Annotated in this window: 15 protein-coding genes; 2 read left to right on the top strand and 13 right to left on the bottom strand. The window is 68.0% G+C overall.

The genetic code is table 11. The annotated features are described in order from the left end of the window. Positions 1-102 precede the first annotated feature (102 nt). The 11 genes from H5965_RS09030 to H5965_RS08980 form a co-directional block, all read right to left on the bottom strand. On the bottom strand, positions 103-1,017 hold the full coding sequence (locus H5965_RS09030; RefSeq protein ID WP_310968972.1) for a DNA-processing protein DprA: 915 nt from the start codon (positions 1,015-1,017) through the stop codon (positions 103-105). Next, positions 1,014-2,414, bottom strand: a complete 1,401-nt coding sequence (locus tag H5965_RS09025) for an SIR2 family protein (protein ID WP_310968970.1) — start codon at positions 2,412-2,414, stop codon at positions 1,014-1,016. Before H5965_RS09025 ends, H5965_RS09030 begins: the two co-directional genes overlap by 4 nt. 572 nt (positions 2,415-2,986) lie before the next feature. Next, entirely contained in the window at positions 2,987-4,420 is a 1,434-nt protein-coding gene (locus H5965_RS09020; RefSeq protein ID WP_310968969.1) for an MBOAT family protein, read from the bottom strand. 53 nt (positions 4,421-4,473) lie between these two features. Continuing rightward, positions 4,474-5,430, bottom strand: coding sequence for a 23S rRNA (guanosine(2251)-2'-O)-methyltransferase RlmB (rlmB, locus tag H5965_RS09015; protein WP_310968968.1), 957 nt, complete (start codon positions 5,428-5,430; stop codon positions 4,474-4,476). Positions 5,431-5,459: 29 nt separating this feature from the next. Beyond that, complete coding sequence (cysS, locus tag H5965_RS09010; protein WP_310968966.1) at positions 5,460-6,848, bottom strand: cysteine--tRNA ligase; 1,389 nt, start codon at positions 6,846-6,848, stop codon at positions 5,460-5,462. Positions 6,849-6,891: 43 nt separating this feature from the next. Next, a complete protein-coding gene (locus H5965_RS09005) occupies positions 6,892-7,578 on the bottom strand; it encodes an HAD family hydrolase (RefSeq protein WP_310968964.1) in 687 nt (228 codons plus the stop codon). A gap of 57 nt (positions 7,579-7,635) precedes the next feature. Continuing rightward, on the bottom strand, positions 7,636-8,031 hold the full coding sequence (locus H5965_RS09000; RefSeq protein ID WP_310968963.1) for a PPOX class F420-dependent oxidoreductase: 396 nt from the start codon (positions 8,029-8,031) through the stop codon (positions 7,636-7,638). A 10-nt stretch (positions 8,032-8,041) separates the two neighbouring features. Then, positions 8,042-8,437: a PPOX class F420-dependent oxidoreductase gene (locus H5965_RS08995; protein WP_310968961.1), complete on the bottom strand. Its 396-nt coding sequence runs from the start codon at positions 8,435-8,437 to the stop codon at positions 8,042-8,044. 147 nt (positions 8,438-8,584) lie between these two features. After that, positions 8,585-9,052: a 2-C-methyl-D-erythritol 2,4-cyclodiphosphate synthase gene (gene ispF / locus H5965_RS08990; RefSeq protein ID WP_310968959.1), complete on the bottom strand. Its 468-nt coding sequence runs from the start codon at positions 9,050-9,052 to the stop codon at positions 8,585-8,587. Then, complete coding sequence (locus H5965_RS08985) at positions 9,049-9,663, bottom strand: 2-C-methyl-D-erythritol 4-phosphate cytidylyltransferase (RefSeq protein ID WP_310968958.1); 615 nt, start codon at positions 9,661-9,663, stop codon at positions 9,049-9,051. Before H5965_RS08985 ends, ispF begins: the two co-directional genes overlap by 4 nt. 56 nt (positions 9,664-9,719) lie before the next feature. Then, entirely contained in the window at positions 9,720-10,211 is a 492-nt protein-coding gene (locus tag H5965_RS08980; protein WP_004559016.1) for a CarD family transcriptional regulator, read from the bottom strand. Positions 10,212-10,497: 286 nt separating this feature from the next. On the opposite strand from H5965_RS08980, the gene H5965_RS08975 reads away from it, so the two are divergent. After that, on the top strand, positions 10,498-11,187 hold the full coding sequence (locus tag H5965_RS08975) for a hypothetical protein (protein ID WP_310968949.1): 690 nt from the start codon (positions 10,498-10,500) through the stop codon (positions 11,185-11,187). Between the two features lie 126 nt (positions 11,188-11,313). After that, a complete protein-coding gene (gene radA / locus H5965_RS08970) occupies positions 11,314-12,672 on the top strand; it encodes a DNA repair protein RadA (RefSeq protein WP_310968947.1) in 1,359 nt (452 codons plus the stop codon). On the opposite strand, the gene H5965_RS08965 is transcribed toward radA, so the two are convergent. Beyond that, positions 12,673-13,782, bottom strand: coding sequence for a hypothetical protein (locus H5965_RS08965; protein ID WP_310968946.1), 1,110 nt, complete (start codon positions 13,780-13,782; stop codon positions 12,673-12,675). Beyond that, on the bottom strand, positions 13,775-14,368 hold the full coding sequence (locus H5965_RS08960) for a sigma-70 family RNA polymerase sigma factor (protein ID WP_310968944.1): 594 nt from the start codon (positions 14,366-14,368) through the stop codon (positions 13,775-13,777). The genes H5965_RS08965 and H5965_RS08960 overlap by 8 nt, the downstream gene beginning before the upstream one ends. Between the last annotated feature and the right edge of the window lie 84 nt (positions 14,369-14,452).

Below are 14,452 nucleotides of genomic sequence, written 5' to 3'. Positions count from 1 at the left end.
AAATTGGACAGATATCTGTATCATCGGAAGGAACGCTGACAAGCAGATCGGCTAAAGCCGACTCCAGCTGTAGCGCCTGCTCCAGTCTTAGTCTAGAAAGCACTATACGTACGCTCTTCTAAGTTCGTCGACCACGTCATCGGAAGACTCGACTATTCCGACATTCTCTTGCATTGCGAATAATCTGATCCACGAATGCTTTTCGGCGGCTCCCCGCCAGAACAGTACCCGTCTCCCTTGTTGCAGCGCAAATTCCACCTCGGTCCTGCTGCCACTTTTTTCCTCCCCGTCGACCAAGAGGCTAACCTTAGAAAGGGCGCTGATCACAGAGTTTCTTGCGACGAATGAACTGGGAGTTGGTGGCGAAGATGGAGGAAAGTAAGTCAGAAGGACGCCGTTATCAAGAATTTTCTCGGCGAGAACAGCATTTTCTGGAGGATAAAGAGGGTATCCTATTCCAAAGCCTAAAACCCCGACTGTTCTTGCGGACAAATCGATGGCAGCCCTGTGTGCTGCGGTGTCAATCCCACGAGCAAGGCCCGAAATAACGCAGAACCCACTCTTGGCGACCGCCGAGGCTGCTTCATAGGAGAAGTCGAGGCTGTCACGTGATGCTCTTCGGCTTCCAATAATGGAAATCGAGCTATTGTCTTCGGGGGAAAGTTCACCCCGCACCCAAATCAACGGCGGACAGTCGTATGACTCTCGTAGATTTCGAGGGAAGTTATGGTCGGTGACCATGTGCAAGCTCAGTCGCGAGTCTTGCTCGGTAAGCTTTCGTGCTGTTGAGAGCCAAAAATCGACCCGGCGTTCATCGAGTCTCTGATCAATATATCGAATAAACTCATTCATTCGTTCTGAGACCCGGCGTACTCCAGTTGAACGAGTCCTCAAGACGTCGGTCAGGTCCCGCGGATGTGCGGGAACTAACTCCAAAGCGGCGAGGACGGTCGCTGCCGCATCAACTGAAGACGCATCATCTGCGTCAAGTAGTTTACCGAGAAGTCCTATTGTCATGTCGGACCACTCAAATACATCGTTTGGCGAATCAGTCTCACCGCAGCCGACACGGCGACGCGAGGGTCCAAGTCATTCAGCAGTTTCCAATCGTCCTGCCGGACGGTTGAATCGTCATCTAATGAGAGAAGTTCTGGCATAGTACGTCCGGACCAGGCGGCTCGGGCCGCGCCGCCGGTGTGAGCCAACGGGATAACCGGCACGCCCATTCCTAAGGCAAGCTCTATCTCATCCATGGTTCCGTCTGCGCCGCCAATTACTACCATCGATCGGCTCTGGTCGATAACATGCCTCCTAAGGTCTGCTTGGTCATAGTTCGTGTATATTGCCGTGCCTACTCGTTCTTTCAGTGCAGGGGCCTCGCCGCTCTTCTGGCGAAAGAAGAGCTCAATAGAGAACGGATCGTAACGGCCGGTCATTCGCCTTTCTCGACCAAACTCATAGGAAACAATCATTGCCGCTTTCCCGGCGAGACTGATAATGCCTAACTCAAATTCAGCGAGCCGACTTCCGAGTAGTTTTGCGACCTCGGTAACGTCTCCGCTGTCGGGGGCGCCGCCAGAGACGAAAATCTTCTTCTTCTTTGTCCGTCTGACCAGGCGACTAAGAAATTCATTGAGTTGTTCAAAATTGTCTACTTCGCAGACGCCAATATTGCTGTTCTCCAGGTCCACGACGCGTAAGTCGTGCAGCCTGCGCTCGGCTGGGTCATCCGGCCGACGCAGTACTGTAAAGTGCTCGGCGTACTCGCTTTTCTGAAGTGACCTAGAGAGCTTAAGTAGAATTTCTATGTTCGGATCAGTGAAGCTGAATCCTAGGAATAGCATTGACTTGGTGAGGTATGTCGCCTTCAAGGTGGCCCATAAGCGCGGATAGGTCAACTCGTAGCGCTCGTAGTCGCTGCGTGTAATAACTGGAGGGGTTAGCCATCTGGCTGGCCCCCCGCTAGATAGGCTTCCATGCATTTTTGTAACGCGCCGACGTTGAGGGACGTTTCGTAGAAGCAAGTCGCCATCAGAGGTAATTACACGAGCTTGAGGAATGCTATCCTCGATAAGGCAATCGTAGTTTGTGGTCCAGATATCATCAATGTCAAGCTGTTCGAGCAACTTGTGTCCGACGCTTGACTTAGTCTCGACCTCGTTCAGTCGACCGAGTATGAGATTGTTTAGAACCGATCTTCCGCCTGGCTCGGTTTGTACGAAGTACTGCGCGAGCAGCGGAAGGTCGGAGAAGTCCTCGGGTACGCGAACCTTAGTGCGGACGTCCTCCAGCAACGAATTCCAACTCGGATAGCCGGCCCCCATCGACAAGCCTGCGCCGACAAACAGAGCAGCGTTACCCGAGAACACAGCTTCCCCATACTGTGTCAACATGTCACGCTCGGTCATTGGCATGGCCTGAGTATAGTCTGCATCTAATTCCCAGGTGCTACGTCAAGTCACCGTCTTCACTTTGCACCCAGACGTGGCGGCTGCCGAACTTGGCTCTATGGGATCAAGGCGCGCCGCCAGCGGCGGCGCGCTGGTCACCTTGCGTTGGCGGGCTCCGGCCCCGTGCGACACGGACGGCCTGCCGCTCCGCTCCGGCCGCCGGTCGCGGGCCGAGCCCGCCGAGCGCAGCCGGGCACAGCGCGCCGCCGAGAGGTCCACCTCAGCTCTAAGAGGCCAGCTCGGGCAGGTGGCCGGCTACTCGACGTCCGTCACCAGCCCCACCGACCCGAGCGCCGGATCGTCCAACGGCCGCCGCACCGCGTCAAGGCTGGGAAGCGTGCCTTGACCCGGCGCGACGGCCGCTGAGGATGGCTGTTTATCGGGACGATGGGGGAGGAGTGGTCGCGGCCGCTCAGGCCGTCTCCAGGCCGTCTGAGGACGGGCAGCGGCGAGAAGTGCGGAGAACTCGCGAGACTTGAATCCACAGGTAGGAGGTGGTGGGAGCCGCCGAAGATCCACCCGTCCAGGGGTGGCCGCTAGAACTGGTAGTACAAGAACGGGCTGAATGTTCCCGTGGCGATCAGGATTGCCGCGTACAGCAGGCCTGCCGTCATCACGCCGATTCGCAACGCCGTCGCCGGGCGGCTTCGGCTCGACTCCAGCAGTGGTCCCGTCACCGGGTGGGCCGGGAGGAGGAACACGGCCAGGGCCGCCAGCAGCAGGACCAGGCGCTGGTTGGTGAACGCCTGCTCCACGCTCGGTCCCAGGCCGGTGAAGTCCGGGATCAGCATGTGGCCGATCATCGACAGCGCGTGTCCGATGTCCGGGGACCTGAAGAACACCCAGCCGAACACCACCAGCAACATCGTCAACGCTCGGCGCAGATGGCGTTTCCAGGGCGTCGACGGGTCCAGGTCCAGGCCGAACCGGCGCTCGATCACCAGGAGCGCCCCGTGGTAGCAACCCCAGACCAGGAACGTCCACTGGGCTCCGTGCCAGAAGCCCGTCAACACGAACACTATGCACAGGTTCCGGTACGTCTTGGCCGCTCCGTGGCGGTTGCCGCCCAGGGGGATGTACACGTAGTCGCGGAACCAGCGGCTCAAGCTCATGTGCCAGCGGCGCCAGAACTCCGTGATCGTCACCGAGGAATACGGCCTCGCGAAGTTCTCCGGCAACCGGAAACCCAGCATGCGGCCCAGGCCGATGGCCATGTCCGAGTAGCCCGAGAAGTCGAAGAACAGCTGGAGCGTGTACCCGATCGCGCCCAGCCAGGCCGTCGCGAACGTCATCTGGTCCGGGGGGACCTTGAAACACGCGTCCACCAGCGGTCCCAGCGAGTCGGCGATGATCGCCTTCTTGCACAGCCCCAGTGCGAACCTCGGGAAGCCCGCCGCGATGTCGTCGAGGCGGTGCGAACGCAGCTGGGGTAGCTGGTCCGCGATCTCCCGGTACCGCACGATCGGGCCCGCCACCAGCTGCGGGAACATCGCGATGTACGCCGTGAACGCCACCGGGTTGCGCAGGGCCTGGCGCTCCCCGCGGTAGATGTCGACCACGTACGAGATGTGGTGGAACGTGTAGAACGAGATGCCGATCGGCACCACCAGGCTCGCCACCGGCACGCTGCCGCCGAACCAGTGGGCCACCGCCGCGATCTGCTGGGTGGCGAAACCCGCGTACTTCCAGACCAGCAGCACCGCGACGTCCAGCGCCACCACCGCGATGAGGATCCGGCGCCGGCGGACGCCGTGGACGTCCCAGGGGCTGGGCGCCAGGAGGGGGCCGACCAGGAAGTTGACCACCATGCAGCCGAGCAGCAGGAACACGAACGCGCCCGCGCCGATCGTGTAGAACAGCAGGCTCGCCACCGCGATGATGCCGTTCCGCCAGCTCCGCGGGCACACCAGCACGGCGATGAGCACCGCCGGCATGAAGTACCACAGGAAGAGCGGCGAAACGAACGACATCGGGTCCCCTCGGTTTATCCGACGGTGACCTTAACCCGGCTGGGTGACCGGGGTCAGACCCGCCCGGCGGCACGGCGGCGGCGCGCCACCTCCGCGAGCAGGACGCCCGCCGCCACCGAGGCGTTCAACGACTCGACGCCCGCCGCCATCGGGATCGACACCGTGGCGTCGCACGTCTCGCGGACCAGGCGGGACAGGCCGCGGCCCTCCGAGCCCAGCACGATGACCAGCGGGTCCGCCGCCAGCTCCAGCTCGTCGATGTCCACCGACCCGTCGGCGTCCAGGCCGACCAGCATCAGGCCCTCGTTCGCCCACGCCTTGAGCTGGCGCGTCAGGTTCGTCGCCACCGCGATCGGCAGCTTCGCCGCCGTGCCCGCGCTCGTGCGCCACGCCACCGCCGTCATGCCCGCGCTGCGCCGCTCCGGCAGCAGCACGCCCTGCGCCCCGAACGCGGCCGCCGAGCGGATCACCGCGCCCAGGTTGCGGGGATCCGTGACGCCGTCCAGCGCGACGAACAGCGGCGTCTGGCCCGAGTTGCGGGCCACCGCCATCAGGTCGTCCGGGTGGGCGTACTCGAACGGCGGGACCTGCAGGCCCAGGCCCTGGTGCATGGCCCGGTTCGTCTTGCGGTCCAGCTCCTCGCGCGGGATCTCGAGGATCGAGATGCCCTTGTCGCCGGCGAGCCGGACGGCCTCGTTGACGCGCTCGTCGATGTCGATGTTCAGCGCGACGTACAGCGCCGTGCCCGGGACGTCCGCGCGCAGCGCCTCGACCACCGGGTTGCGCCCGGCGATCAGCTCCGGCTTGTCGGCCTTCCGCTGCCGGGCCTGGTCGCGCTTGGTCTGGGCGTTCGCCTGGCGGTAGGCCTTGTGCCCGGGACGGTCCTCCGCCTTCGGGGTCGGCCCCTTGCCTTCGAGGGCCTTGCGGCGCTGACCGCCCGAGCCGACGACGGCACCCTTCTTGGTGCCCGCCTTGCGGATCGCGCCCTGGCGCCGCGAATTGCCTGCCATGGTGAAAGTTCCTTGCCTAGAAAGCCGGTTCAGTCGGACTTCACAGTCCACTGAGGACCGTTGGGGGTGTCCTCCACCACGATGCCCGCCTGCGAGAGGCGGTCACGGGCGGCGTCCGCGCGGGCGAAGTCCTTCTCGGCCCGGGCCTGCTGGCGCTCGGCCAGCAGCCCTTCGACGATCCGGGCCAGCGCTTCCTGGGTGGGCGTGTCGGAACCGCCCGCCTCGGACCAGCGCGCGGACAGCGGGTCGAGGCCGAGCACGTCGGTCATCGCGCGGACGGCCGCGGCGAATTCGAGTGCCTTGGAGGTGTCGCCCGCGTCGAGGGCGGCGTTACCGTCCCGGACCGTGGTGTGGACCACGGCGAACGCCTGCGGGGTGGCGAGGTCGTCGTCGAGCGCGTTCGCGAACGCTTCGGGGATCGTGCCGATCGTCACTTCGCCCGACTGGGCGGCGCGGCGCAGGAACGTCTCGATCCGCCGGTAGCCCTGCGCGGCCTCGGAGACCGCCGCGCCGGAGTACTCGATCGTCGACCGGTAGTGCGGCTGGACCAGGTAGTACCGCAGCTCCGGGGCCCGGTAGCGGTCCAGCATCGCCGGGATCGACACGGTGTTGCCGAGCGACTTCGACATCTTCTCGCCCGACATCGTCACCCAGGCGTTGTGCAGCCAGAACCGCGCGAAGGCGTCGCCGGCCGCGTTCGACTGGGCGCGCTCGTTCTCGTGGTGCGGGAAGACCAGGTCGATGCCGCCGCCGTGGATGTCGAACTCCGCGCCGAGGTACGCCGTCGCCATCGCCGAGCACTCCAGGTGCCAGCCCGGCCGGCCCTGCCCCCACGGCGTCGGCCACGACGGCTCGCCCGGCTTCGCGCTCTTCCACATGGTGAAGTCGCGCGGGTCGCGCTTGCCGCGGGTCGGCGTCTCGCCCTGCTGGACGTCCTCGAGGACCTGGCCGGAGAGCTTGCCGTAGTCGTCGAACGACTTCACCGAGAAGTAGACGTCGCCGTCCGCCACGTAGCCGTGGCCGCTCTCGATGAGGCGCTCCATCAGCTCGACCATCTGGGTGACGTGCCCGGTCGCGCGCGGGTTGATCGACGGCGGCAGGCAGCCCAGCTGCTCGTACGCGGTCTCGAAGGCGCGCTCGTGCGTCGCGCCCCACTCCCACCAGGGCCGCTCGTTCTCGGCGGCCTTGGTCAGGATCTTGTCGTCGATGTCCGTGACGTTGCGGACCAGCAGCACGTCCAGTCCACTGTGGACGAGCCAGCGGCGCAGGACGTCGTAGTTCAGGACGCCGCGGACGTGCCCGATGTGCGGAACGCCCTGCACGGTGGCCCCGCACACGTAGATCGACGCCGTTCCGCTACGGACGGGGTGGAACTCCCGTACGCTCCGGGTCGCTGTGTCGAAAAGGTGAAGGGCCACCCTCAAAGGGTACGGGGTCGGGCGAGAGGAATATCTCTGGCCCTCAGCCGACGCCGTGGGTGCGCAACGCCGTGAGCAGGGCGTCCGGCCGCTCGGCCGTGGGCAGCGGGTCGACCAGCGCGAACTCGCAGCCCAGGGCGCGAGCGCCGCCATCGGCTTCCTCGCTGTCGCCGACCATCAGCGTCTCGGTCGCCGGGACGCCGAGCGACTCGACGGCCCTGCGGAAGATCTCCAGCTCCGGCTTGACCGCGCCGACCTCGAAGGACAGCACGAATGCGTCGACGTAGGCGTCCCACCCGCGGGCGGCGAAGGCGGGCCGGATGTCGAAGGCGATGTTGCTCAGCACGCCGACCTTCAGGCCCCGCTCGGCGGCGGCCTTGAGCGCGGCTTCGGTGTCCGGGTACGGCGTCCACTGGCTGGGATCGATGAGCCGGTCGTACAGCGCCTTCGCCTGCTCCACGCGCGGGACGCCGGATTTCTTGAGCACCTCGAGGTACACCTTCCGGTGCAGCTCGGGGTCGCGGTCCCGGTGGTGCCAGGCGTGCAGGTGCTCGGCGTCGAGCTCGACGACCTGCCCGACCGGGGCGGTCATCCGGCGCATCAGCTCGGCCTGCGCCTCGATGTCGAGCGGGTCACCGTTGTGGTTCGTCAGTTCGGTGAGCCAGGACTCGTCCTGCTCGAGCCGGAAGAGCGTGCCGGAGAAGTCGAACAACACCGCCCTGATCGTCATGCGACCCAGCCTAGCGAGGCCGCGGGCGCAGACGTGCCGCCCGCGACCCGCATCACGTCACGCCGCGTAGCCGGTGACCTTGTCCGGGACGACCCGGACGACCACGCGCACGACCTCCGGCGGCTCGGTGCGGAAGTCCTTGCCGTCGTACTTGTGCGAGAGCTCGTTGATCAGCTCCCGGCCGCCTTCCTCGGTGATCTCGGCGCGGCCGCGGACCTCGACGTACTTGAGCGGGTCTTCGAGGTCGAAGACGGACAGCGAGACGCGCGGGTCGCGCTGCAGGTTCCGCTCCTTGAGCCGCCCGCGGACGGTCGCGAAGAGGACGGTGTCGCCGTCCCGCTTCGCCCAGACGACCGAGGTCTGCACCGAGCCGTCGGCGTTGATGGTGGCGACCACCGGGAAGTTGTTGCCGTCGAAGAGGGCCTTGGTGGCCTCGTTGAAAGTCACACCCATGGTCTGGACCCTATTTCACGTTGCCGGCGATCTTCTCGGTTTTCAGGCGCACGACCACCCGCTGGACATCGGCGCCCTCGGGCGGCGGGTCCTCGGCGAGGTACTTGTGGCTGAGCGTCTTGGGCAGTGTCTTGCCGGGGTCGGGGGTGATGGTGACGCGGCCGCGCAGCTGCGTGTGCCGGTAGGGGTTCTCGGCGTCGGTGATGGAGACGCTGATGCGGGGATCGCGCCGCAGGTTGCGGACCTTCCGCCGGTCCTCGGTCGCGCTGAAGACGAGCTCGCCGTCGTCGAGCCCGACCCAGACGACGGAGGTCTGCGGGCTCCCATCGGGATCGAGGGTGGCGACCGTGGCGAAGTTCTTCCCGTCGATCAGCGCGCGGACGTCGTCCGAGAGAGTGAGGGCCATATCACGCCGAACGGGCGCGGGTGGGGGCCTATTCCGCCGCCGGCAGCGGGCGTGCTGGCGCTCCTCGAAGGTCGCGAATGACTCATTCGGGACCTCCGACGTCCCGAATGAGTCATTCGCGACATCACGGGGCCGGCCGAAGTGCGCCTATTCCGCCGCGAGCAGGAGCGCCGTCGCGAAGGCCGCGATGCCCTCGCCGCGGCCCGTCAGCCCCAGGCCGTCCGAGGTCGTGCCCGACACGCTCACCGGGCCGCCCACCGCCTCCGACAGCACCTTCTGGGCCTCGTCGCGCCGCTTGCCGACGCGTGGCGAGTTGCCCACGATCTGGACCGTGGCGTTCCCCACCCGCCAGCCCGCCGCCTCGATCAGGCCGCGGACCTCGGCCAGCATGTCCGTCCCGTGCGCGCCGTCCATGCGGGGGTCGCCCGTGCCGAACACCGCGCCCAGGTCGCCGAGGCCGGCCGCCGACAGGAGGGCGTCGCACAGCGCGTGCGCTGCGACGTCTCCGTCCGAATGGCCCGCGCAGCCGTCCGCCTCCGGCCACAACAGGCCCGCCATCCAGCACTCGCGGCCCTTTTCGACCGGGTGGACGTCCACGCCGTTGCCGACCCTCACAGCGTCTCCTCGTTCTTCGGTGCCGCCGCGATCGCCTCGGCCAGGGACAGTTCGAACTCGGTGGTGACGCGCATCGCGTCCGGGTGGCCCTCGACCGTCGCCGCGCCGGCCGGCGCGAGGTCCGGCTGGAACGCCCCGAACGCGTAGCCCACCGGCGTCTGGAGCGTGCGCAGGCGCGAACGGTCCTCGGTGCCGACGATCAGCGAAGCCGCGTCGGTCACCTTCACCGTGTCCGCCATCGGCAGCACGGGCACGACGACCCGCTCGCCGTCACGGACCGCGCTGATCACGTCACGCACTGTTTGCGCAGGGATGAAGGCCCGCAGCGCGTCGTGGAGGAGTACAACTGAATCACGGGCAAGTTCGGGCTCGACGGCGGCGAAGGCCTGCCGGAGCGTGCCGGGCACCACCCGGCAGCCGAGACCGCGGACGGCCTCGGAAAACGACGAAGCACACCGCTGGGGGGCCGCTACGAGCACCAGATCGATCTCCGGTACGCCGAGCAGCCCCCGCACGGTGTGCGTGAGTAGCGCCTCACCATGGACCGGCGTGAGAGCTGACTCTCCGTCGGAGGCATGATGTGCGACGGTCACGATCGCGACGACGTTCATCGGTACGCGATCGTAGAGGCACCCACCCTCCCGCAAGGGAAGGCGCCTGGCAGTTCTCAGACCGTCGCGGTTTCCAGAACTTCGTCGAGGAGGACCTCAGCCTTGTCCTCGTCGGTGCCCTCCGCGAGCGCGAGCTCGCTGACCAGAATTTGCCGCGCCTTCGCCAGCATGCGCTTCTCGCCGGCTGAAAGTCCGCGGTCCTTCTCTCGCCGCCAGAGGTCGCGCACCACTTCGGCCACCTTGTTCACATCGCCGGAGGCGAGCTTCTCGAGGTTGGCCTTGTACCGACGAGACCAGTTGGTGGGCTCTTCGGTGTGCGGAGCACGCAGAACGTCGAAGACCTTGTCCAGTCCTTCTTGCCCGACGACATCGCGGACGCCGACGATTTCGGCGTTGTCTGCGGGCACGCGAACCGTGAGATCCCCTTGCGCGACCTTGAGGACGAGGTACTTCTTTTCCTCGCCCTTGATCACACGGGTCTCGATGGCTTCGATGAGTGCGGCACCGTGGTGCGGGTAGACGACGGTCTCTCCGACCTTGAAAACCATGTGTCCTCTGCCCCTTTCGCTGACTCCATCCTAGCACGGGCCGCCAGTGCCCACCTAGCGGGCCGGACTCGTCCTCGCAGGTCAGCGGCCTGGCCGGGGGTTGACAAACGTCGGACCCCCGTGCTCACGCAGGTAGCGGGGAAGCGTTTCGTCACGGGCTGGGAATTCCTTTGTGGACGGTTGATCTTGGTCGCCGCGCCCCGGCAACGCACACCCGTTCCGCGGCGGAGATCGACCCCGGCTAGTCTTCGGGGCGACGAGGCCGTGAAAAGGGAAGGACTGCGACGTGAGGCTGCAGAATCGTCGCGTGCTCGGCGCGGGCGTGCTGGCGCTCGGTGCCGCGCTCGTGCTCGCCGGGTGCGGGGCCGGCCAGATCACCCAGACCGACTCGCAGCAGCCCGCGGTCAACGGCACGCACGCCCAGGTCAAGAACATCGACCTGCGCAACGCGGCCGTCCAGTACCCGACGTCGGGCCCGGGTTACGCGGCCGGCGCCACCCCGAAGCTGACCCTGACGATCGTCAACCGGGGCGCCCAGGACGACACGCTCGTCTCGGTGACCACCGAAGACGGCGGCCAGGCGACCATCGAGGGCTCCAAGACCGTCGTCGCCATGCACTCGCTGGTGATCGGCCCGGACGACGCCGTCGAGTCGACGAACGAGGTGCAGTCCACCGGCGCCCCGACGTCGTCCCCGAGCGCGCCGACGTCCACCGCCACGCCGACCGGCAGCAGCTCGGCCACCAACAGCCCGGGCAACAACCTGACCGCGACGGCCACCTCCGAGGTCCCGTCGTCCGGCCCGGCCGCGACGCCGACCGCGCCGGAGAAGGTCGGCCAGGCCACCGTGACGCTGCCCGCGCTCAAGCAGCCGCTCTGGCCGGGCCAGGTCATCAAGGTCACGTTCGTCTTCCAGAACGCCGGACCGGTGACGGTCGACCTGCCGGTCGCGGCGCCGGCGCACGCCAAGGAGTAGGCCTCAGGCCGGTGCGGCCGCGCTCCGGATGCCGCGAATGACTCATTCGCGACGTCCGAGGTCCCGAATGAGTCATTCGCGACACCGGCGGCCGGTTTTGTCGGTGGTCGCCGATAGCCTCGCGGGGTGAAGAAAGGGACCACCTACCGCTGCGGGAGCTGCGGATACGAAGCGGCCAAGTGGCTGGGCCGCTGTCCGGAGTGCCAGGAATGGGGCTCGTTCGAGGAGCGCGGCGCACCCGCGAAGCCGGCCATCCAGCGCGTCGCCGCCGGGGCGCCGAGTGCGCCCGCGCGGCCGATCGGCGAGGTCGACGTCGAAGCTGCGCGCGCCCGGCGCACCGGGGTGCCGGAGCTCGACCGGGTGCTCGGCGGTGGCCTGGTGCCGGGCGCGGTGGTGCTGCTCGCCGGTGAGCCCGGGGTCGGCAAGTCGACCCTGCTGCTCGAGGTCGCCTACCAGTGGGCGAAGACGGTCGACCGGTCCCTCTACGTCACCGGCGAGGAATCCGCGGGCCAGGTCCGGTTGCGCGCCGAGCGAACGGGCAACGTCCACGAGCGGATGTACCTGGCCGCCGAGAGCGACCTCTCCGCCATCCTCGGGCACGTCGACGACGTCAAGCCCGGCGTGCTGATCGTCGACTCGGTGCAGACCATGGCGTCGCCGCAGGTCGACGGCTCGCCCGGCGGGGTGACGCAGGTCCGCGCGGTGACGTCCGGGCTGGTCGCGCTGGCCAAGGAGCGCGGGCTGCCGGTGGTGCTCGTGGGGCACGTCACGAAGGACGGCTCGGTGGCCGGCCCGCGCGTGCTGGAGCACCTGGTGGACGTCGTGCTGCAGTTCGAGGGCGACAAGCACTCGACACTGCGGATGGTCCGCGGCATCAAGAACCGGTTCGGCGCGGCCGACGAGATCGGCTGCTTCGAACTGCAGGAAGAAGGCATCGTCGGGGTGCCGGACCCGTCGGGGCTGTTCATGAGCCGCACCGCCGAGCCGGTGTCCGGCACGGCGATCACCGTCTCACTGGAGGGCAAGCGGCCGCTGCTGGGCGAGGTCCAGGCGCTGGTGTCGTCGACGGCGGCCCCGCAGCCGCGGCGCGCGGTCAGCGGCCTCGACTCCGCGCGGGTCGCCATGGTGCTCGCGGTGCTGGAGAAGCGCGGCGGCCTCAAACTCGGCGACAAGGACGTCTACGCGGCCACGGTCGGCGGCATGAAGATCACCGAGCCGGGCATCGACCTGGCGCTCGTGCTGGCGCTGACGTCGAGCTTCGGCGACGTCGCCCTGTCGCCGCGGCTCGTCTCGGTGGGCGAGGTCGGGCTGGCGGGCGAGATCCGCCGCGTGCCGAGCGTGGGCCGCCGCCTGGCGGAGGCGGCCCGGCTCGGGTTCACGCACGCGCTGGTCCCGCCGGACTCGGGCAAGCCGCCCGCCGGGATCCGGGTGCTGGAGGTGGCGAACGTCGCGGACGCGCTGAACGCGGCCGGCCATGCGCGCTGATCACCCGGAGGTGCGCGTGATGTCGTAGAAGTACTGCGCGTCCGGCGCGTCCTGCCGGTCCGGGGCCACGGGGAACCGCGTTGTCGTGGTGGTCGGCGCCACCGAGCTCGGCGGGGGCACGCCCGTGCTGATCGGCACCTCGGTCCGGCCGGTGATCACCGTCGCCGGCGAGATGTCCGCGGCCAGCAGCCGCGCGGTCGCGGGGTCGACGAACAACCGCACACCGGTCTCCTTGGCCACGTAGACGGTGGCCGGCCGGTTGTCCGGCGTCGTCCGCTGGGGGACGACGAGGATGTTCGGGATGGCGGCGAGCGCGTCGATCAGCGCGAACCGGACATCCGGCCGGAGCAGGCCGGTCGCCAGCGCGCTGCGCGCCATGCCGAGCGACTCCGTGGCGGAGTGCGCCCGCCCTTGCCCGGGGTCCTTGACGTCGACCGTGTCGAACCTCAGCCGCTTGAGCAGCTTTTCCGTGTCGGGGACGAGCGAAGCGACGAACGCGGCGTCCGGGCTCAGCCAGTTCGTGAACGGCGTGTTCCAGAACGGCTTGGTCTCTCCGGAGAAGTTCGGCCGGCCGGGGAACACCCCGCCCGGCCCGTACTCGTCGACGGGCTCGGGCAGCGGTTCGGCGGACCGGCCGTCCGCCCAGTGCGGCTGCGCCGTCAGCGACGTGCGCCGGTGCCACACACCGGTGGGGTCGGCCGGGATCCAGAGCTCGACCCGCCGCTCGGCCTTGATCGCGAACGTCTTGCCGAAGTACGTCGTCCAGTCGCGCTGCTCCGCGTAGTGGAACTCGCCGGGCGCGAGCGGGCGGTCGGGATCGGCGGCGGGCCCGGCGGGCCGCGACGTCTCCGGCGGGTCCGGCGTCCACACGGCGGCGGCGACCCCGAGGCCGCCGACCAGGGCGACGACGGCCGCGGCCACCGCGAGCCACCGCCACGCCCCGCTCGTGCGCGGTCGGGTGGGCGGAGCCTCCTCGACGCCGGCCGCCGCGAGCAGGGACGCGCGGGCGAACGCGAGCCCGTCGTCGTCGCCGACGTCGGTGTTCAGGTCTTCGAGCGCCGAGTCGAGTTCGGCTTCGGACCAGATCTTCTGGACGTTGTCTTCACGCAAGGTCCTGCACCTCCTCGGGGGTCGGGGCGTTCGTCCTGAGCCAGCGTCTGATCCGGTGCAACCGCGACCGGACGGTACCCGGCGGGATGCCCAGCGCCTCGGCGACCTCGGCCGGCTCGAGCCCGGCCCACGAGACGAGCAGCAGCGTGTCGCGGTCGGCCGGGCTGAGCCGGGCCAGCGCCCCGGCCAGCTGCGCGGCCCGCACCTGGGCGTCGACCTGTTCGGCGACGCGGCCGTCGTGGCCCGCGTGGCTCGCTTCGCCGGTCCGCGCGAGCCGCGCGGTGGCCTGCAGCCCGCGCAGTTCGGACCGCACGTGGTGGCGCAGCAGGTTGGTGGCGATGCCGTAGAGCCACGACCGGGCGGTGCCCAGCTCGGGCCGGTAGGACTCCCGCCGCCGCAGCGCGACGAGGAAGGTCTCGGCGACGAGGTCGTTCGCCGGTTCGGCCCCGACGCGGCGGGCCAGGTACCGCCGCAGCTGCGCGGCGTGGGCGTCGAAGAGCCGCCCGAACGCCGGCCCGGGCTCGGGTCCGCCCAGGTCCGGGCGGTCGTGCCCCCAGAGCTCCGAGCCCTCGTGGATCACCTGCATGCCCCCAGTTGCCCGCAGCGTGCGCGAGCGTTCACGGCGCAGCCTACTTTCGTCGTGATCCATCCAGGGCCGGGTGAGGGACAA

This window comes from Amycolatopsis sp. 505 (assembly GCF_031625235.1).
Classification (GTDB): domain Bacteria; phylum Actinomycetota; class Actinomycetes; order Mycobacteriales; family Pseudonocardiaceae; genus Amycolatopsis.
This window is presented reverse-complemented; position numbering and strand designations above follow the sequence as displayed.